This window comes from Bradyrhizobium sp. USDA 4503, from assembly GCF_054055815.1.
Genome location: NZ_JBSRXS010000001.1, coordinates 6,032,558 through 6,051,551, shown reverse-complemented (window position 1 = coordinate 6,051,551; position 18,994 = coordinate 6,032,558). Strand labels below are relative to the sequence as shown.

At 63.6% G+C, this 18,994-nt stretch carries 12 protein-coding genes; 2 read left to right on the top strand and 10 right to left on the bottom strand.

Annotated features, from left to right (window positions below):
* Nucleotides 1–26: 26 nt before the first annotated feature.
* Entirely contained in the window at nucleotides 27–4,850 is a 4,824-nt protein-coding gene (locus ACVMIH_RS28830) for an NAD-glutamate dehydrogenase (RefSeq protein WP_456864251.1), read from the bottom strand.
* Between the two features lie 321 nt (nucleotides 4,851–5,171).
* Nucleotides 5,172–7,115, bottom strand: a complete 1,944-nt coding sequence (locus tag ACVMIH_RS28825; protein WP_456864249.1) for a sigma-54-dependent Fis family transcriptional regulator — start codon at nucleotides 7,113–7,115, stop codon at nucleotides 5,172–5,174.
* A 284-nt stretch (nucleotides 7,116–7,399) separates the two neighbouring features.
* Between ACVMIH_RS28825 and ACVMIH_RS28820 the strand changes: the two genes are divergently transcribed.
* Nucleotides 7,400–9,208 carry an NAD(P)-binding domain-containing protein gene (locus ACVMIH_RS28820; protein ID WP_456864247.1) on the top strand — a complete coding sequence of 603 codons (1,809 nt, stop codon included), beginning with the start codon at nucleotides 7,400–7,402 and terminating at the stop codon, nucleotides 9,206–9,208.
* A gap of 191 nt (nucleotides 9,209–9,399) precedes the next feature.
* Here the strand turns inward: ACVMIH_RS28820 and ACVMIH_RS28815 are convergent, their stop codons facing one another.
* The 7 genes from ACVMIH_RS28815 to ACVMIH_RS28785 form a co-directional block, all read right to left on the bottom strand.
* The gene (locus ACVMIH_RS28815) at nucleotides 9,400–9,819 is read right to left on the bottom strand and encodes a CBS domain-containing protein (protein WP_057015376.1); all 420 of its coding nucleotides are present in this window, start codon (nucleotides 9,817–9,819) and stop codon (nucleotides 9,400–9,402) included.
* A 251-nt stretch (nucleotides 9,820–10,070) separates the two neighbouring features.
* The gene (locus tag ACVMIH_RS28810; RefSeq protein WP_176937234.1) at nucleotides 10,071–10,541 is read right to left on the bottom strand and encodes an aminoacyl-tRNA deacylase; all 471 of its coding nucleotides are present in this window, start codon (nucleotides 10,539–10,541) and stop codon (nucleotides 10,071–10,073) included.
* 120 nt (nucleotides 10,542–10,661) lie between these two features.
* Entirely contained in the window at nucleotides 10,662–11,474 is an 813-nt protein-coding gene (locus ACVMIH_RS28805) for a pentapeptide repeat-containing protein (protein WP_456864245.1), read from the bottom strand.
* 288 nt (nucleotides 11,475–11,762) lie between these two features.
* Nucleotides 11,763–12,320, bottom strand: coding sequence for a hypothetical protein (locus ACVMIH_RS28800; RefSeq protein ID WP_456864243.1), 558 nt, complete (start codon nucleotides 12,318–12,320; stop codon nucleotides 11,763–11,765).
* Between the two features lie 1,334 nt (nucleotides 12,321–13,654).
* On the bottom strand, nucleotides 13,655–14,338 hold the full coding sequence (locus ACVMIH_RS28795; protein WP_456864241.1) for a DUF1963 domain-containing protein: 684 nt from the start codon (nucleotides 14,336–14,338) through the stop codon (nucleotides 13,655–13,657).
* 190 nt (nucleotides 14,339–14,528) lie between these two features.
* Nucleotides 14,529–15,767: a CaiB/BaiF CoA transferase family protein gene (locus ACVMIH_RS28790; RefSeq protein ID WP_456864239.1), complete on the bottom strand. Its 1,239-nt coding sequence runs from the start codon at nucleotides 15,765–15,767 to the stop codon at nucleotides 14,529–14,531.
* Complete coding sequence (locus ACVMIH_RS28785) at nucleotides 15,754–16,455, bottom strand: haloacid dehalogenase type II (RefSeq protein WP_456783185.1); 702 nt, start codon at nucleotides 16,453–16,455, stop codon at nucleotides 15,754–15,756. The genes ACVMIH_RS28790 and ACVMIH_RS28785 overlap by 14 nt, the downstream gene beginning before the upstream one ends.
* A 95-nt stretch (nucleotides 16,456–16,550) precedes the next feature.
* Here ACVMIH_RS28785 and ACVMIH_RS28780 point away from each other — a divergent pair, with 95 nt between their 5' ends.
* A complete protein-coding gene (locus tag ACVMIH_RS28780; protein WP_310882184.1) occupies nucleotides 16,551–17,453 on the top strand; it encodes a LysR family transcriptional regulator in 903 nt (300 codons plus the stop codon).
* On the opposite strand, the gene ACVMIH_RS28775 is transcribed toward ACVMIH_RS28780, so the two are convergent.
* Nucleotides 17,450–18,859: an MFS transporter gene (locus tag ACVMIH_RS28775; RefSeq protein ID WP_456864237.1), complete on the bottom strand. Its 1,410-nt coding sequence runs from the start codon at nucleotides 18,857–18,859 to the stop codon at nucleotides 17,450–17,452. The two genes, ACVMIH_RS28780 and ACVMIH_RS28775, sit on opposite strands and share 4 nt — an antisense overlap.
* Between the last annotated feature and the right edge of the window lie 135 nt (nucleotides 18,860–18,994).

The window sequence follows — 18,994 nt, the reverse complement described above, 5'->3', positions numbered from 1 at the left end:
TTCTCACATCGCTGCCTCGCACGCCCTCAGGCCTTGACCAAGTCCCCCAGCAGGTTCGCCGCCACCGTCAGCTTGGCGAGGGTCAGGCCGCTGGCAGCGATCTCCTCCACCGAGCGGCGGATACGCGTCGCCTCGGGGTGAGCCGCGAGCCAGGTCTCGACGGCCTGCTGGCCAGACTGGCCGGTTGCCAGCATATCGGCGGCCAGTCTCCTTTCGGCGCCGGCGATCTGCTCGACGGCGCGATCGATGGCCATGCGTTCGAAATAATCGTTGGCCGGCACACTGCGTGCGGCGGCGATGATGCGGTCGAGACGGAAATTCGCCTCGGCGGCGTAGAAGGTCGCGGCGGCATCGCCGATGGGGCGCGTGGTGCGCTCGGCAACCGTCACGATGTCGGGAGCCGAGACCAAAGCGTCAAGATCGGCGAGCTCTCCGGCGAGGCCGGCCGGGACACCGGCGTCGGCGAGTTCCTGCCGCCGCTTGACGCGCGCGGCTTGCAAGTCCGGCGGCAAGGCAGTGTCGAGCCCGGCGACGATCTGGCGGATCGCCGGGCCGAAGCGCGCGACGACGGCCTCCAACCCGTCCTTGAAATCGGCATTGCGCACGTACCAGACCATGCGGGAGAGCAGGAGATCCTGCACCGAAGCGTAGAGGGATAGCTGCAGCTGCCCGTCGATGCAGGCGTCGAGCGCGTCGATCGCATCATTGAGCCACTTCAGGCCGTAGCATTCATCGACCGCCACATAGGCCATGACGATGGTCGGGATATCGGCGTCGGTCTCGTCGATCAAGCGCACGACGCAGGCCGGGCCGCCGCGATTGATCACCGCATTGGCGAGACTGGTCGCGATGATCTCCCGCCGCAGGCGATGCAATCCGGCGGCGGTCGGGAATTTGTCCTGAACCTCGCGCGGAAAATACTGGGATAGTTCGCGGGCGAGATAGGGGTCATCGGGCACGCTGGTGACGAGCAGGTCATCGTAGAGGGTCAGCTTGGCGTAGGCGAGCAGCACGGCAAGCTCCGGCCGCGCGAGGGACTGGCCGCGCCGTGTGCGCTCGGTGAGCGCGGCGTCGTCGGGCAAGAACTCCACGGCGCGACTGAGCAAGCCGCGCTGTTCGAGCGACTGCATCAGGCGAGTGAGGAAACCGGTCTCGGCCACACCCTTGCGCTCGGCCAGCGACAGCGCCAGCGTCTGCAGATAGTTGTTGCGCAGCACCAGCACGCCGACCTCGTCGGTCATCGCGGCAAGCAGGCTGTTGCGGTCAGTGGGACTGAGGCGTCCCTCGCGCTCGGGGCGCGCCAGCGCGATCTTGATGTTGACCTCGACGTCGGACGTGTTCACGCCGGCCGAATTGTCGATGGCGTCGGTGTTGAGCTTGACGCCCTTCTGCGCCGCTTCGATGCGGCCGCGCTGGGTAACGCCGAGGTTGGCCCCTTCGCCGATCACCCGGGCACGCACGTCGCCGCCCGCGATGCGGATCGGATCGTTGGCGCGATCCCCGACCTGGTCGTCGCTTTCCCCGGAGGAGCGGACATAGGTGCCGATGCCGCCAAACCACAACAGGTCCGCGCGAGCCTTCAGGATCGCCGTCATCACCTCGAAAGGCGTGGCTTGCGGCTTGTCGAGATCGAGCAACGTGCGCACTTCCGGCGCAAGCGGGATCGCCTTGAGCGAGCGCGAGAACACGCCGCCGCCCTGCGAGATCAGCGACTTGTTGTAGTCCTGCCAGCTCGATCGCGGCAGATCGAACAGGCGCTTGCGCTCGGCGAAGCTGGTCGATGGATCGGGTGAAGGATCGATGAAGATGTCGCGATGATCGAAAGCCGCCACTAGCCTTGTCGCCGGCGAGAGCAGCATGCCATTGCCGAAAACGTCGCCCGACATGTCGCCGACGCCGACCGCGGTGAACGGCATGGTCTGAATGTCGGTGCCGAGCTCGCGGAAGTGGCGCTTGACCGCCGTCCAGGCGCCGCGCGCCGTGATCCCCATCTTCTTGTGATCGTAACCCTGGCTGCCGCCAGATGCGAAGGCATCGCCGAGCCAATGGTTCTTCTCGGCCGAGATCGCGTTGGCGACATCGGAGAAGGTGGCGGTGCCCTTGTCGGCGGCGACGACGAGGTAGGGGTCGTCGCCGTCGTGGCGCACGGTGGATTCGGGCGGCACGACGATGTCGCCGTCGAGATTATCGGTGAGTTCGAGCAGCGAGCGAACGAAGATGCGATAGCTTTCGGTGCCCTCCGCGAGCCAGGCGTCGCGCTTGGAAGGCGGCGGCAGGCGCTTGGGCACGAAGCCGCCCTTGGCTCCGACCGGCACGATCACGGCGTTCTTGACCTGCTGCGCTTTCACCAGGCCGAGGATCTCGGTGCGGAAATCCTGCGGCCGGTCGGACCAGCGCAAGCCACCGCGCGCAACCTTGCCGAAGCGCAGGTGGATACCTTCGACACGAGGGGAATAGACGAAGATCTCGTAGAGCGGTCGTGGAGCGGGCAAGTCGTCGATCCGGCGCGCCTCGAACTTGAAGGAGATCACCGGACGCGGGTGTCCATCCTCGCCGATCTGCCACAGATTGGTGCGAACGGTAGCCTGCACCAGATTGGTGAAGCGGCGCAGGATGCGGTCTTCATCGAGCGAGGCGACGGATTTGAGCTGTTCCTCGATCTCGGCAAGCAAAGCCGCCTCGCGCGCCGCGCGCTCGGCGTCCGTCAAGGCGAGGCGCGGATCGAGGCGGGTCTGGAACATCGCGACCAGGCTGGCCGTGATCGCGGCGTTCTTGCGCAAGGTCTCCCACATGTAATCCTGGGTGAACGGAGCGCGGATCTGGTGCAAATAACGCGACAGCGCCCGAATGGTCGAGACTTCCCGCCAACTTAGGGCGGTGCGCAGGATCAGGCCGTTATATCCGTCGGATTCGGCGCGATCGGTCACCACCGCCATGATCGAGGTTTCCAGGCGATGGCTGAATTCCGGGTTGATCTCGATGGGCTGGCCGTCGCTGGTCTCGATCGTCATGTCGTGCAGCCATACCGGCGCAGGCCTGGTACCGGGCACGACCTGATAGGTGCGTTCGTTGACCACACGCAGGCCGTGATTTTCGATCACCGGCACGCGGTAGGACAACGACAGCGGTACGGCGTCCGAAAACACCTTCAGGCCGAAGCGCCTCGGATCGTCGCCTTCGATGCGGTAAACCGAAATCGTCACCGGGCGCGCCGGCGTCAGCTTTTCGACGGTCGTGATATCGGCGATCGCCTGTTCCGCGCCGAACACCTCGGTATAGCCGCCGCTGAAGGCCTGGGCATATCGGTTGGTGAGCATGCGCGCCCGCATGCCATCGGTCGACGCGGTGAGCGCGGCCTTCAGCTTGTCGGCCCAGGTCGCGGCAATGGCGCTGATCCCGGCTTCGAGCAAGGCGCGGTCGACGACGGGCGTTTTGCCTTCATAGCGTCCGATGATGAAGTGGACGCGCGCAAGCGCCCCTTCCGGGAATGATACGTAGGAGGCGGACAGCTTCCCTTTGTAGGCCTGCGCCAAAAAGGCTCCGACGCGCGTGCGGACGTCGGTGTCGTATTTGTCGCGCGGAATGAAGGTGAGGATGGAGACAAAGCGATCGAACTTGTCGACCCGCGGCAGCGCCCGGACGCGCGGACGCTCGTAGAGGATCAGGATCTCGATGACGAAGTTGTAGAGCGTGTCGACGTCGATCTGGAACAGCTCGTCGCGCGGATAATCTTCGAGAATATGCATCAGCGCCTTGCCGGAATGGCCGTTCGGGTCGAAGCCCGCGCGCTGCAGCACCCGCGAAACCTTGTGGCGGACATAAGGGATCTGCCGTACCGAGCGAGTATAGGCGCCCGAGGTGAAAAGGCCGACGACGCGCAGCTCGCCTTCGAGCCGGCCGTCGGGCGAGTAGAGTTTGATGCCCACATAATCCATCCGGGTGCGGCGATGGACGCGGCTGGAGACATTGGCCTTGATGACGATCAGCAGGGTCGGCTCGTGCATGAACTCGCGGATTTCCGGTGTCATCACCACCATTTCGCTGCCGCGACGCAGGACCTTCACGTCCGGATCGCGCAGGATGCCGAGGCCTTCGCCGGTTGTAATGTCGTCCGACGCGTCGCTGTCGGGCGAGAAGCGATATTTGCGCACGCCGAGGAAAGTGAAATTGTCCGCGCAGAGCCATTGCAGGAACTGATTGGCTTCGGCGAGTTCGTCGATCGGCAGCGGCGGCGGATTGGAAGAGAACGTCTTGATCGCTTCCTCGACACTGTCACGCATGACGCGCCAGTCGGCAACGCAGGCGCGGACATTGTTCAACGTCCTGGTCAGGCCGTCGATCAGCTTCTGGCGATCGGAATCCGCGTCCAGGCGGGTGATGTGGAGATGAATCAGGCTTTCGCGCGCGCCCTTTGCTCCCTCCGGCAGTGCTTCCCCGTAGAATCGCAGCAGCTTGCCCCCTTCATCGCGCTCCACGGCGATGATCGGGTGAGCGACCAGAGTGACCTCGAGGCCCTGCTCGGCGAGCTCCGCCATGGTGGAATCGAACAGGAAAGGCATATTGTCGTTGAGAATTTCGAGCACGGAAATCTCGCGCCCATTCGGCAACGTCGGATTGACGACGCGGATATCGGCGCTGCCAGCCGTGCGCCGCTGCACGTGCTCCCAGGCCTGCTCCGCCAGTTGGGCAAGCGAGGCGGCATCGTAATTGGCGAGATCCTCGATATTAGTGTAGCCGAACAAGGGCTCGGCAAAGGCCCTGGGGCTCTTGCCCGCTGGCACGCTGCCCGCTGCATCGCGGATCAGGGCTGCCCGGGCCTTGTCGTCACGCCACGCCATAATGTCCTCCATTTGCCGTGCCGTCCGATCGCAGCCGCGACCATCCGCTTGATTCTGGAGTGCATCTCTTCGTGCGTCGCGATCGAATGCTACGCGAAATCCTAGCTTCGACGGCTGCCGACGACAATACTACGATCCCGCAGCGAACGGCGCACGCTGTCGTGAGGCGTGCTGAATTTCGCTTGCGACAGCGGGTGGGCCGAAGACGGTGGCCGAACGACTGGGGCAGGAAAAATCACATGCAATTTCAATTATGTAATGGGTTCGCGCCACCGTTCGGCAGGGATGTCGTATCAGACGGTGGCAGTCAGCGACGGCGGGCAGCGACTGCGCTCAGGTCAGGTCTTTCGGCATCGTGATGCCGAAGCGGAGAATCTGGCGATGGATGGTCGAACGATCGACGCCGCGTTCGCGTGCCACCTGCGAGACATTCCAGCGATTGTTGCGCAACGCCGCAAGTAGCGCATCGGCTTGCCGCGACGTCGCCGCTCTGCCACGTACCGGCTTTCCGGAGATATCCTCACCCAGGGGATGAGCGATCCGGTCCGGCAGATCGGCAAGATCGATCGTGCCGTCGTTCGACAGCGCGCAACCATGATCGAGCGCATTGATCAGCTCGCGGATGTTGCCGGGCCATTGGTACTTGAGCAGCGCGCTGCGCGCGCTTGCCGTCAGCGCATAGTTGGCCTTGTGCTCCGTCGAAAGCCGATGCAGGGATTGATCGATCAGCCACTCGATATCGGTGCGCTGACGCAGCGGAGGCAGCGCAAGCACCGCGCCGTTGAGGCGGAAATAGAGATCCTCGCGGAACTGCCCCGCCTTCACAAGCGCGACGAGGTCGCGATGGGTGGCAGCGATGACGCGGACATTGAGCGGGACCGGCCGGGTGCGGCCGACCGGGGTCACCTCGCGCTCGGCGAGCACGCGCAACAGGCGCGTCTGCGACGAGATCGGCATGTCGCCGATCTCGTCAAGGAACAGGGTGCCGCCGTCGGCTTCGAGCACGAGACCCTTCTTGCCCTTGGCCGCCGCTCCGGTGAAGGCGCCTGCCTCGTGGCCGAACAGCTCGCTCTCGATCAGGCTTTCCGGCAGCGCGGCGCAGTTGACGGCGACGAACGGTCTGCCTGCCCGCGCACTGACCGAATGCAGCGCCTTCGTCAGGTGCTCCTTGCCGGTGCCGGTTTCGCCGGTGATGAGCAGGCCCATCTGGGTATTGATGAGCTTGGCGGCGCGCGTCACCACGTGATGCATGGCGGGATCGCCGCGGAACAGGTTGCGTAGTGGCGCCGGAAGCGCCGACTCGCTGCGGGAGGACGCCGGCGCCACCAGCTTGTTCGGGGGCGGCAAGGTCTGCGCGAACAGCGTCGCGCCGCTGTTGGCTAGTCGTAGCGTGCGTTGGCCGGTGGGGCGCGAATGGGCGAAGCGCGGCAGATCGTCGATGGTGCATTCGAAGATGTCGGACACGCCGAAGCCGTCGGCCCGCAGGCGAAGGTCCGGACGCTTGGCCAGTTCGCGGGCGAGCAGCTGCCTTGCGCGATTGTTGAAACCGATGATGTAGCCGCTGCTATCGACGGCCATTACATAGTCCGGATCGACATCGGCGAATTCCGCGGAGCCGGACAGCTTGATGATCCATTCCTGCCGGAAACGGTTCAGCAGATTCGCATTCTCGATCTTGTGGGCGAACGACTTGACCAGTTGCAGCGCCAGGAACTGGCTGGCCTTCGGTTCCGGCGAGCGCAGCGCGGAGATATCCAAGACCGCAGCGAGCTTGCCGCTGGGATCGAAGACCGGCGCGGCCGTGCAGGTCAGCGGAATATGGGTGGCGTCGAAATGGTCGGATTGATGCACCGTCAGGGCTTCTTCGGTCGCGATGCAGGTGCCGACTGCGCAAGTGCCGGCATGCGGCTCGTTCCAGTCGGCGCCGAGATAGAGGCCGGCCCTGCGAAGCGTGTTGTTGAATGTCGGATCGCCGATGAAATCCACCGTGATGCCCCTGGCATCGGTGAGCAGCAGCACGTAGCCGAGTCCGGCGATCTGACGATACAGCATCTCGACGCCGAAGCGCGCCGTGTGCAGGAACTCGTCCATGGCGTCGCGATGCTCGCGCAGCCGCCCGGACGTTACGATATGAGCGTCGCGCAGCACCAACGGATCGAGCTTGTGTTCGGAGACGCATCGCACCCACGACTGATGGATGATTGCGTCACGCGCGCTGCTCTGGCCGTCCGCAACGCGAACCAGCTCGTCGATGTGCGCAGCCCGCTCCGTCGTCACGGCTGATGCTCCTGGATGTTTCCCCGCACGTTGTTGCGTCGAGTGTCACTCGGATTGTGCCGCCGATCAAGTTTGTTGCGTGCAACACCTGTTGCATGACGCAACAAGTGAGGCGGCCTGGCGCCGACAGCTAACGCGAGGAAATGCCGAGCGTTTTTCGAGATGCGCCGCAATGGCATGAGGCTTGCTGACATGGTGGTCGAGGCAAGATTCGACCTCGCTAACAAACGTGCCGGACCCACGACGCAAAGGCGATCGACGCCGGCATATGGGAGAATGAAACCATGCTCACGAAGGCCCCGGACGGAAAGACCACCGCGCTGCTCGACGAGTTCAACGTCGCATTGTCGTCGGGTGACATCGAACGCGCGATCGCGCTGTTCCAGACCGATTGCTACTGGCGCGATCTGGTCACCTTCACCTGGAACATCAAAACCATGGAAGGCAAGGATCAGATCCGCGACATGCTTCAAGCGCGGCTTGCGGATAGCAAACCGTCGGGATGGCGCATTGCCGATGGCGAAGCCGCGAGCGAGGCCGGCGGCATCATCGAGAGCTGGATCGAATTCGAGACCGATGTCGCGCGCGGCTATGGTCACCTGCGCATGAAGGATGGACGCATCTGGACCTTGCTCACCACCATGGCCGAGCTCAAGGGACATGAGGAAAAGTCCGGCTCCACCCGTCCGCTCGGCGCCAAGCACGGCCATTGCAAGGACCGTAAGAGCTGGCGCGAGGAACGTGACCAGGAAATCACCGAGCTGGGTCATGCAAAACAACCCTATGCGCTGATCATCGGCGGTGGCCAGGGCGGCATCGCGCTTGGCGCGCGGCTGCGGCAATTGAACGTGCCAACCATCATCATCGAGAAGAACGAACGCGCCGGCGATTCCTGGCGCAAGCGATACAAGTCGCTCTGCCTGCACGATCCGGTCTGGTACGACCATCTGCCCTATATCGACTTCCCGAAAAACTGGCCGGTGTTCGCGCCGAAGGACAAGATCGGCGACTGGCTGGAGATGTACACGAAGGTGATGGAGCTCAACTACTGGAGCTCGACCACGGCGAAGTCGGCCAAGTATGACGAGAAGGCCGGGGAATGGACCGTCGTGGTCGAGCGCGACGGCAAGGAGATCACGCTCAAGCCGAAGCAGCTCGTGCTGGCGACCGGCATGTCGGGCAAGGCGAACTGGCCCACCTACAAGGGGCAGGACATCTTCAAGGGTGAGCAGCAGCATTCCTCGACCCACCCGGGGCCGGAGAAATATCGCGGCAAGAAGGTGGTGGTGATCGGCTCCAACAACTCCGCCCACGATATTTGCGCGGCGCTATGGGAAGGTGGCGCCGACGTCACCATGGTGCAGCGCTCGTCCACGCATATCGTGAAATCCGACACGCTGATGGATATCGGGCTCGGCGCGCTCTATTCGGAGCAGGCGGTGGCGAGCGGGATGACCACGCGCAAGGCCGATTTGATCTTCGCCTCGTTGCCCTACAAGATCATGCACGAATTCCAGATCCCGCTCTACGAGCAGATGCGCGAGCGCGACAAGGATTTCTACGCCGCGCTGGAGAAAGTCGGCTTCATGCATGATTGGGGCGACGACGGCTCCGGCCTGTTCATGAAGTACCTGCGCCGCGGTTCGGGCTATTACATCGACGTCGGCGCCTGCGATCTCGTGATCGACGGTTCGATCAAGCTCAAGAGCGGCAAGGGCGCTGCGGTGCGGGAACTGACCGAAACCGGCGTCAGGTTCGTGGACGGCAGCGAACTCCCCGCCGATCTCGTCGTCTATGCCACCGGCTATGGCTCGATGAACGGTTGGGCCGCCGACCTGATCTCGAAGAACGTCGCCGACAAGGTCGGCAAGGTCTGGGGTCTTGGATCCGATACCACCAAGGACCCCGGCCCGTGGGAGGGCGAGCAGCGCAACATGTGGAAGCCGACCCAGCAGGAGGCACTTTGGTTCCACGGCGGCAATCTGCACCAGTCGCGGCATTACTCCCAGTATCTGGCGCTGCAACTGAAGGCGCGGATGGAAGGCATCCCAACCCCGGTCTACGGCTTGCAGAAGGTTCATCACCTCGGTTGATCGACCGGGCGATAACGAGGTGTCGGGCGGATCGTCGTGCGATCCGCCCCTCGACAGATCGGATGGAGATCGAACCGTGCCGATCGCCGTCCAGCTTCGGGCCGATGCCTGCGAGACAGCCGGCACCGGTTGCCTTCCCGGTTGACCACGATACTGGCCGGTCTGCCAGCTTCCCGCAGACCGGCCTCGCCTCAATGATGAGCCGACACGCTCTTCATGCATTGGGACAAGAGATCGGCACCGGCAAAGTGGCCTACATCGCCCAGGCTGATCATGCCAACCATCCGCTTGCTCTTGTTGATCACAGGCAGTCTGCGAATCTTCAGCGTTTCCATGTGATGTATAGCTTTCGTCAGGTCGTCGTCTTCCCGGCAGCAGTGGATGCCTTCGGTCATCACATCCCGCGCTGTGGTGCGCGCAGAGTTGAAGTCCTTGCTCGCGAGACCTTTGCAGACGAGGTCGCGATCCGTCACCATCCCGATCAGACGATCGTCTTGCCCGATCGGAATGCAGCCGATGTCGTGCCCTTGCATCAATTTCGCGATTTCGGTGATTGGCGTGTCGGGGCTCACCCAATCGACGCCCTTGTGCATCACGTCCTTGACTTTCATGGAGGACCTCCCGTCCAAGGCAGCACCCCCTCGCTCGCAATTATACAACAGAGCTAGCGCGACTGCATACGTGCTGCGCCTTAAGGCACGATGAAACCGGGTCGAAGCGTTATCGCGCTCGAGCCCCTTGCTTGAGCATGATCTCCGCGCAAGCGCGTTCCTCCCTTGCCTCGGGGAAGAGCCGCTTCGCACCCCTCCGGATCATGCTCCAGTCGGGGCGCACAGATAGATGGTCCCGCTGTCACGCCGCCTCAGTCATGCGCACTGAAGCTGCCATGCAGGGAACCGGCGGTCAGGCGTGCGAATTGCGCACGACCGAGATGAAGCAACGTCTCATGATCGCCGGCTTCGATATAGATCTCGGGCTGCATCCGGATGCTGTCATCAACGATAACGTCGAGCCCGTAGCAGCTACCGGCGGCGGGAACCGCCCCGTGCGCACAGTCCGTGAACAGCCGATCGATCTCGCCTTCAGCGGCCATGGCGATATCGTCACCGAATCTCGCCCTGAGATCCGCCAGCCTGAGGTGATGCGATGCCGGCAGCACGGCGAGCAGATACCCGTCGTTGCGGCGCAGCACAATGGCCTTGGCCAAGCGATCGCCCGAGACGTGACAAGCCTGGGCGGTAAGGGCTGACGACATCGTCAGTACGTGCGGGATTTCGTCGTACTCGATGTTTTCTGCAGCGAGATAATTGTGCAGTTTGGGAGAAATGGTCATGACGTCACCTCCGGTGCGACATGCAACCATCCACCGTGGTCCTGCCCGCCGCACGATGAGCGGCTGCGTGGTTCTCAAGACAGAACATAGGTCTTGTCGCAGGACACTGCAATTCGATCCCTAACGGGGGCGCCGCGCCAAGTTCAAGTTCCGGGCCTTGTCCAGATTGCGGGCCTCGGCCAGCGCCGCCGCGCTCGGCAACAGGGCCGACGCAAGGTCGGCCTCGGTGAAATCTGCGCCGGCGACATTGGCGTCGGATAGGTCGGCTCCCGCAAGGTCAGCTCTATGGAGGCTGCAGTTCGCCAAATTGGCATTCTGCAGTTGCGCAAATTCGAGATCGGCGCGCGAGAGATTGGCGCCGCTTAAATCCGCGTTCCGCAGATCGGCGGATTTGAGCACGCCACGCATCAGGCCCATCGATTGGTTGCGCATATCAGCGCTCAGATCGGCGCCCGCAAGCCTGGCCCCGATCAGGCTGGCACCGGAAAGATCGGCGGTTATCCGAGCGCCGCTCAAGTCGGCGCCGCCAAGCTTGGCGCGTTGCATCTGCGTGCCGAGCAGCGATGCCTTGACGAGGGACGCCCCTGTCAAGTCTGCGTCGATCAGCCAGGCCTGGTTCAAGATAGCCCGATCGAAGCGGGCGCCTTTCAGATTGGTCCGGTTGAGCTTTACGAGATGAAGGTTGCCGCCGGAGAAATCGAGGCCCGAGAGATCGAGGTGCGACAGTCGCTTTCCCTCCAGATCCGCAGTGCGTCCGTCCCCTTGAGGGACCGACTTGAGGAGCGCATCGACCTCGGCGCGCGTCATCTCCGACGCCTTCATTTCCGGACTGTTGAGGTCGACACTCCGCAGCATGTCCTGCGACACGGCGTCAGTCGGATCAACCAGCAGCGCCGCTATCGACACAAAGGCAAATGCGAGACGAAACGACATCGCCGTCTCTCCGCCGCTCAGAAACCCGGTATTGTCTCTTGTATTCTCCGGGTTGGCCGCGCCGTCAGGTTAGCTGGCCGGCTCCGGCCTATGCCAGAGTATGAAACCGGATATCGATCCTGGCAATGCCAGTGACCGTCTCAGCGGGAGCAGGACGAGGCGAACCAAGCCAGGCGCGGAATATGGTCGGGCACTTCATGCCGCCGGAGGAATGGCGCCGGCTCAACCCGAGGCCTTGTCCCGATTGACGGGACGTCGCCAACACCTCGCGATGCACCACCGAGCCAGTTAACGCAGGATCAGCCGGCCGCGCTCGTCAACAAGCGCCGGAAAACGGGCCGCGAGAGCAGCGGTGAGCGGCGCATTCTGCTCAACCACTTGAAACGTCATTCGGCCGAGCCGGTAGCCCGCCCCGAAGGCCGCGGCGAGATTGTCGGGCGAGACCACGACAACGGATTTAGGCTTGTTCGTGTCGGTGAACATCACCAGCGCCGGATAATCCTTCGGACGCAGGACGCCGGATGGCTTGGCTTTGACAGCCGCGCTCATGGTTCTCGCGTTGTCGCCGGACGGAAGTGGCGGCGCCAGCTCGCGATAGCCGAGAACCTGGACGACGATATGCGTCATGCTGCTCAGATAGCTGTAATTTCGATCGTAGTTCGTCGCGAACAGAACCTTTCCGTCGCCAAGATCCACAAATGGGGCTTCGCCGTGCACGGTGAAGCCACCACCCCAGTCGGAACCACCGGCGCCCGGCATCGGGATCAGGAATTCCCGCTCAAGGCGCAGTTCCATCACTGAAGAGCCGGACTTCAACGCGCCGGGGGTTTCGACCTCGATGGTCATCCGGTAGCGCAAAGATGCCTGCGGCGTACTGCATCGGACCAACAGCCACGCCAATGCAATGGCCATGACGGCAAGAATGACAGGCCGTTTCAAAAGGACACCTTTGCGCAGCCAGCAATCGGATATTGGCCGTCTTTCGCTTCGCTGATCATTCGGCTGCCACCGGCAACCGCCTTTGCGGCGGATCTGTCAATTCGATACATCCACCCGCACATGTCTGAAGTCGTACCGTTCAAGATCGGAGCGGGAGATCGAGACGACGAGGTCGCTGACGTCGCCGCATCTGAAATGCGTGAGATTGTTGCTCGGAAATTGCAGCAGCATGACCGAGTTCGGCTTGTTTTCGATAAAGTCCGCGCACCAGCCGCGCGGGGCGCCGCCGATCTGGAGCGTGGCTTGCTCGGCGTCGAACGCCCAGTCGGTCTCAAGCGGATGCCGGGCCGCCGGGATCACTGCATCGGGATCGTCGGCGTAAAGCTGCTTGGCGATTTCGGAGCGCAACACCCTGTACCCCGTCGACCAAAACTCCGGCAGCGCCTGATCGGCCGCACGCTCATCGAGCAGCCGATAGAGCGCGGTCCACTCGTCGGGCACGAACGCGGCCTCGCTCTGGCGATTGCGGATCCTGCGCATGACCGCTTCCAGCTCTGCGACGAGCGCCTCGGCCTTCTGCTGCCTGCTCCGTGCGATGGCGGGCCTCTGGCCCTCGCTTGCCTCGGCCGTTCCGAACCTGCGCAATTGCTCATGCGCCCAGTCGCGCTCGCTCTCCGCGCGCCCGCGGGCGTCTGCCCAGCTTTCGGGCGGCGGCAGCCCGCGACCATGCGCCATCGTCGTCTCGAGCGCCGCGGCGTTGTCGATCCAGAACGCGTAGTACAGTTTGCGAATCCCGCGAACCCGCGCCGCATAGGCTTCCCAGTCCTGCGGAAACTTCTCCCTGTATTCCAGCCAGCCGGCGAGATCGGCTGAAACGCCCCTGTCGGGCGACGGCATCCGTACGTCGGCCTGAATATCTCGTTCAAGGTCCTGAATGAGCCGAACCAGCCCGGCATATCTGCGCCCTTGCTCGGTATCGGGCGGAAACAGAGGCGCTTTCGATTTCACCCAGATCGGAGCCAGAAAACCCTCGCCATTGGCGAGCTCGATTTCCGACTTGTCGAGCGCCGCAACGAAGCTGCCGCCACGCTGCAAGGTGATCTCGTCGTGCAGCTCCTTGATGCGCAGGACTAGTTCGGCGTGGGACAGCCAGCTTTGCAACGAGAATGGCTGCTCCGCTTCGGAACGTGCCAACGCCTCGCGCAGCCGTTCCGCTGTTTCAGCGAGTTGCTCGAACGCAGTCACCAGCGCGGCGGCTTGAGCCGCGCTTCCTGCTGCCGCGCCGCGTCGGTCAGACGCGCCGCCCACGCCCTCGATTGGGCAAGCGCCTCCTGCACGAGCAGTTCGAGCGTTCTCCAATCGATCGGCTGAAGCTCCCACGATGCGATGGCGAAAACTGCATCGGCAGAAGGATTGCGCCGCAGCCGGTTTGGAACGCAGCTTTCGCCGTCGATGGGATGCACGAAGTCGAGCGGCCATCTGGGCGGCGGTGCCAGCAGCCCGTCATACTTGTCATCGACCCAATACAGACCCGTGGCGCTCTTCTGCCAGGCGCGTTCGTTGCCGCGTTGCGGTCCGAGCGTCGGTTGATGGATCACCTTCACGTCGATACGGCCGGACACGGCTGCGAAAAATGCCAGCCACCCCGCCCTCGGACCGACGCCGCCCCACAGGCTGGGCGGCAAGGATGCGCAATTGATCTGGCAAAGAAACTGATACGGCTGGCCGTCCCTGCCGGGCCATTGGAAGGGATCGGGAAGCTTTGGATTGCCGCCGATCCAACCGATCTCGGCTGCCGCCGGACGAGCCGGAATCGCAGCGCGCAGCCATACTGCATTCCGGTCATGCGCGGCCGGGTCCTCATCCGAGGCCTTGCCAAGCATCTCCAGATTGTACGTTAGGAACTTGGCAATAAAGTCCTTCATCGCGCGCCGCTCCTCAACCTGGGCCAGAATATTGGCGTCGATTCAGGATTGCGCCATCCAAATTCTGTATCTTGGAAAGCGAGTTCTTAATTCCCGCGGACGGGCGCGCTTGATCAGGTAAAGGCCAGGACTGTGCTACGCGCCATTTCGCCGCACGTTGGGCGGCGCGGCGCGACCGCAGCGGCGCCGCTCACATCGACGATCGCACGAACGTCCGTCCAAAGTCGCCGAATGCGCCCTCGGCGGCAAAACTCCCGAACTGATCGTCGCTCCAGCCGAGCCATTCCGCAAACACCTCGCCTGTGTGTTCGCCGAGCATCGGCGGCGGCGTGGAAGGTGGCGGCGGTTCGTCGCCGAACCGCGTCGGCCTCGCGATGAACTTCACATCTCCCGCGGCCGGATGGCTGATGGTCTGGACCATTCCGCGCTGCGTGAGTTGAGGCGTTTCGCAGACCTCGCCGACCGACTTGATCGCGCCGCACGGAATGCCCGCCGCGCCGAGCGCCTGCAGCCAGTCGGCACGACTCCTCCGCGCGAAGATCGGCGAAAGGATCGCGACGAGCTCGTTTCGGCTCGCCGCGCGGTTCGGAGCGGTTGCGAAGCGGATGTCTTCGCGCAGCTCCCGACGGCCGACGACGCCGCAAAACGCCGCCCAGAACTTGTCGTTCGCGACCCCGACATTGATCCAGCCGTCACTCGCCTCGAACGGTTCATACGGGCTGATGGTCGGATGGACATTGCCGCGGCGCTTCGGGCTTTGTCCCGAGGCGAAGTACATGCCGGCGTTGAACGTCAGCAGCGATGCCATGGCGTCGAGCATGGAGACGTCGACTCGGCCGCCCTCGCCGGTGCGGCTCTTGCGCATCAGGGCGGCCAGCACCGAATGCGACGCATAGAGACCCGTGACGAGGTCGGCGATCGACGTGCCGACCTTGGTCGGCGGTCCGTCCGGATCGCCGGTGATGTCCATCACGCCGGATTCGCCTTGAAGGATCAGATCGTAGCCGGGGCGCGCGGCGTCGGCGCCGGTGCGACCGAATCCCGAGATGCTGCACAGGATGATGTCGGCCTTGCGGGCGCGCAACGCGTCGAAGCCGAGCCCCCATTTGTCCAGGGTACCGGGGCGGAAGTTCTCGATGACTACATCTGCGACGGATGCAAGATCGAGCACCGCGTCGCGCCCGGCCGGCGACTTCAGATCGATGGCGCAACTTCGCTTGTTGCGGTTCACCGACAGGAAGTACGCACTCTCGCCGCCGATGAAGGGGGGTCCGTAACGGCGGCTTTCGTCGCCTTGACGCGGATCCTCGATCTTGACGATGTCGGCACCGAGATCGCCGAGCTGCATCGTGGCAAACGGGCCGGAGACCACCCGGCAGAGGTCGAGGACCCTGATGCCCGACAGCGGCTCGCGATCAGACGATCGCATCGGCGAGGTCCTTCATCGACGGCACCAGGATATCAGGCTGATGCGGCGTGATGCCGAACGGGCGGCTGCGCCGATCGATGAAGGCCGTCCGCATGCCGGCGGACTTGGCGCCGATGCAGTCGAAGGCATGATTGGCCACGAACAGCACCTGCGCCGGCTTCACGCCCATGATCTCGGCCGCTTTGGTGTAGGTCGCGACATGCGGCTTGAACGAATTGGCCTCCGCCACCGAGATCACGCGATCGAACGGGACCTTGTGGTATTGCTTCGCGGTCTCGAGCATGTCCGGATCGCCGTTCGAGAGCACGATGAGCTTGTACTTGCGTTGCAGCCGCGCGAGCGCGTCCGGCACCTCCGGAAACGGCACCAGCTTCTCGATCTCGCCCACGAGGTAACGCACATCGTCCATCGTGTAGTCGATCTTCGCGCGATCCATGACGTGGGCAACCGCGCGGTGCCCGATCTCGCGATAAGGCGTGTGCTCGCGATGCAGCAACGCATCGATCATCGAGTTCTCGAAATGCGTGCGACGCCACCACGTGACGAAGGAATCCGGATCGCCCCTCCAGCCCTTCTTCTCGAGGAACGGCGTCGCGATCCTGGTCAGGCCGCCCTGCATGTCGACGACCGTGCCGTACTGGTCGAACATGCAGATCTTCACGTCGCGCTTGATCGTCTCAAAGCTCATTGATGCCCTCCTTGGTCCTGATCGATTGATACGCCCTGCGCCATCATGGATGAAATGGATTTGTTATCTTTCGTCATTCACGATATGAATGATGGATGAACCTTCGATCCATCGACCTCAATCTGCTCGTCGCGCTGGACGCATTGCTGACCGAGCGTCACGTCACCAAGGCGGCGGATCGCGTCGGCCTCAGTCAACCGGCGATGAGCAATGCGCTCAACCGGTTGCGCGCGATGTTCAAGGACGAACTCCTGGTGCGGACCACGACCGGGATGAAGCCGACGCCCCGCGCCACCGAACTGGCGGAGCCGCTGCGCCAGGTCCTGCGCCAGGTCGAGCGCGTGATGGCGAGCGACGCCGGCTTCGATCCAGACCGGACCGAACGCACCTTCACGATCAGGATGTCGGACATTCTCGCGTGCCTGCTGCTGCCGCGACTCGCCGCAGCGCGGCCGCCGGAGGGGCGGATCTCCTACAACACGATCCATCTGCCGCCCGCCCTGACGATCGATGCGCTCGAGCGGGACGAGATCGACGTCGCGGTGAGCATGGGGCTCGAGCATTCCGCATCGATCCGTTCGGAAACGCTGCTGCGCGACCGCATGGTCTGCCTGATGCGACGCGGACACCAGATCAAGCGCGCACGGCTGACCTTTGAGCGCTTCATCGCGCAGGAGCATATGAAGGTCTCGATGAGCCCGACCGATCTTCGCTTCGTCGACGACGTGCTCGCCGAACGCGGCCATCGAAGACGCATTGCCCTGAACGTGCCGCATTGGCTGGTCGTGCCTCACGTCTTGAAGAAGACCGATCTGCTCGCGGTGATGCCGAGGCACCTCGCGACCGTGCTGATGGACGACGATCTGAGGATGGAGGAACTGCCGTTCGAGTCCGCGCCGTTCGACTGGATGTTGTACTGGCACCGCAGATACGATCAAAGCAACGCGAACGGCTGGCTCCGCGACCGGATCAGGGCGGCGTGCTCCGACCTGAACTAGGCGCCGAGGTCCGCCGGCCTCCGCGCCATGGGCGATTGACGTGCTGCCTCGGCGTCCGTGACGGCCGATGCGTCCTCTAAAGAGCGCCCCTTGGTCTCGAAACCGAACACGAGGAAGACCACGGCCTGGAAGACGAGGATGCCGGCCAGGGTCGTCAGCACGCCGGTCAGCCCCTGCCAGGCGAAGATCGCAACCACGACGTATTGAACCAGCGCGGTCGCGATGCGTCCGGATGTGGCGCAGATCGCCGTGCCGCGAAGCCGATACCGCGTCGGAAACAGTTCGGGGACGTGCATCGCGAACCCGGTCGCCAGCATCACGTAGATCGCCGTGATCAGCAGGAAGCCCACACCCGCGAGCGCAACACCATCCGGCATGTATGGATAGGCGATACCGAGCGCCGCTGCCGCAATCGACGAACAGACGATCGACAGCCTGCGTCCGAGCCGGTCCGCCAGCACGAGCCCGATCAACGATCCGACCGGGCCGCCCAGCGCCATCACCGTGGTGTAGCCCAGCGAGGAAACCACGCTGTGGCCGCCCTTGACCATGAAGGTCGGCAGCCAGCCGATGAACCCGTAGAGGCTGAAGCCGACGACGATGTGCAACAGGCTGCCGAGCAGCGTGCGCGCGAGATACGGCGGCTGGAACAGACGCCAGACCGCGCCGGGAGACTCCTGCGCCGGCGCGCGGGCAGCGACGGCAGGAAGTACCGCCTTGCGCGCGGCCTCGGCTTCGATCGCCGACAGAATCTTCTCGGCTTCATCGGCACGTCCGTTGGCGGCGAGCCAGCGCGGCGATTCCGGCATCGACTTGCGCAGAAACCAGACGACCATCGCAAGGCAACCGACAAGGCCGAACATGTAGCGCCATCCAAGCGTCGGGATCACCCACAGACCGACCATGGAGGATACGAACAGCGAGAAATTGGTGATCACGGCCAAGAGCCCGATCCAGCGCCCACGCGACGAAGCCGGCACGAACTCCGTCAAGGTCGCATAGCCGACCACGATCTCCGCGCCGAGGCCAATGCCGATGATGAAACGCAGGCCGATCAGGACGATCATGTTCGGCACGAAGGCCGCGGAGATCGACGCGAGGCCAAAAATCGCGAGGTTCATCTGGTAGGAGAAGCGGCGACCGAAGCGGTCGCCGAGGATGCCGGAGCACCACGCGCCGATCGTCATCCCGACAAAGGTCGCGGAGACGAAGGCGGCGTTGAGCTCGAGCGTCGACCAGCCTGCCTTGAGCACGGCGCCCAGCACGCCGCCGGCCAGATAAATATCGAACGCGTCGAGGAACATGCCGGCCCCGATCAGGGCCAGAATGCGCCAGTGGAATCCGCAGATCGGCAGCCTGTCGAGGCGCGCGCCCGCGTTGATGTCGATGTCGGCGGATCGCGCCATGCCAAACCTCCCTGCCCGGCCTTTGGCAGCCGGATGCTCCGGGCACCGATTGATGACGCGCCGGGGGTCGTCGTCCAATTCAAATCGAAAATTCGACTATTTGGCGCAGTGATGAAGCTGACGCGACCGCACCGT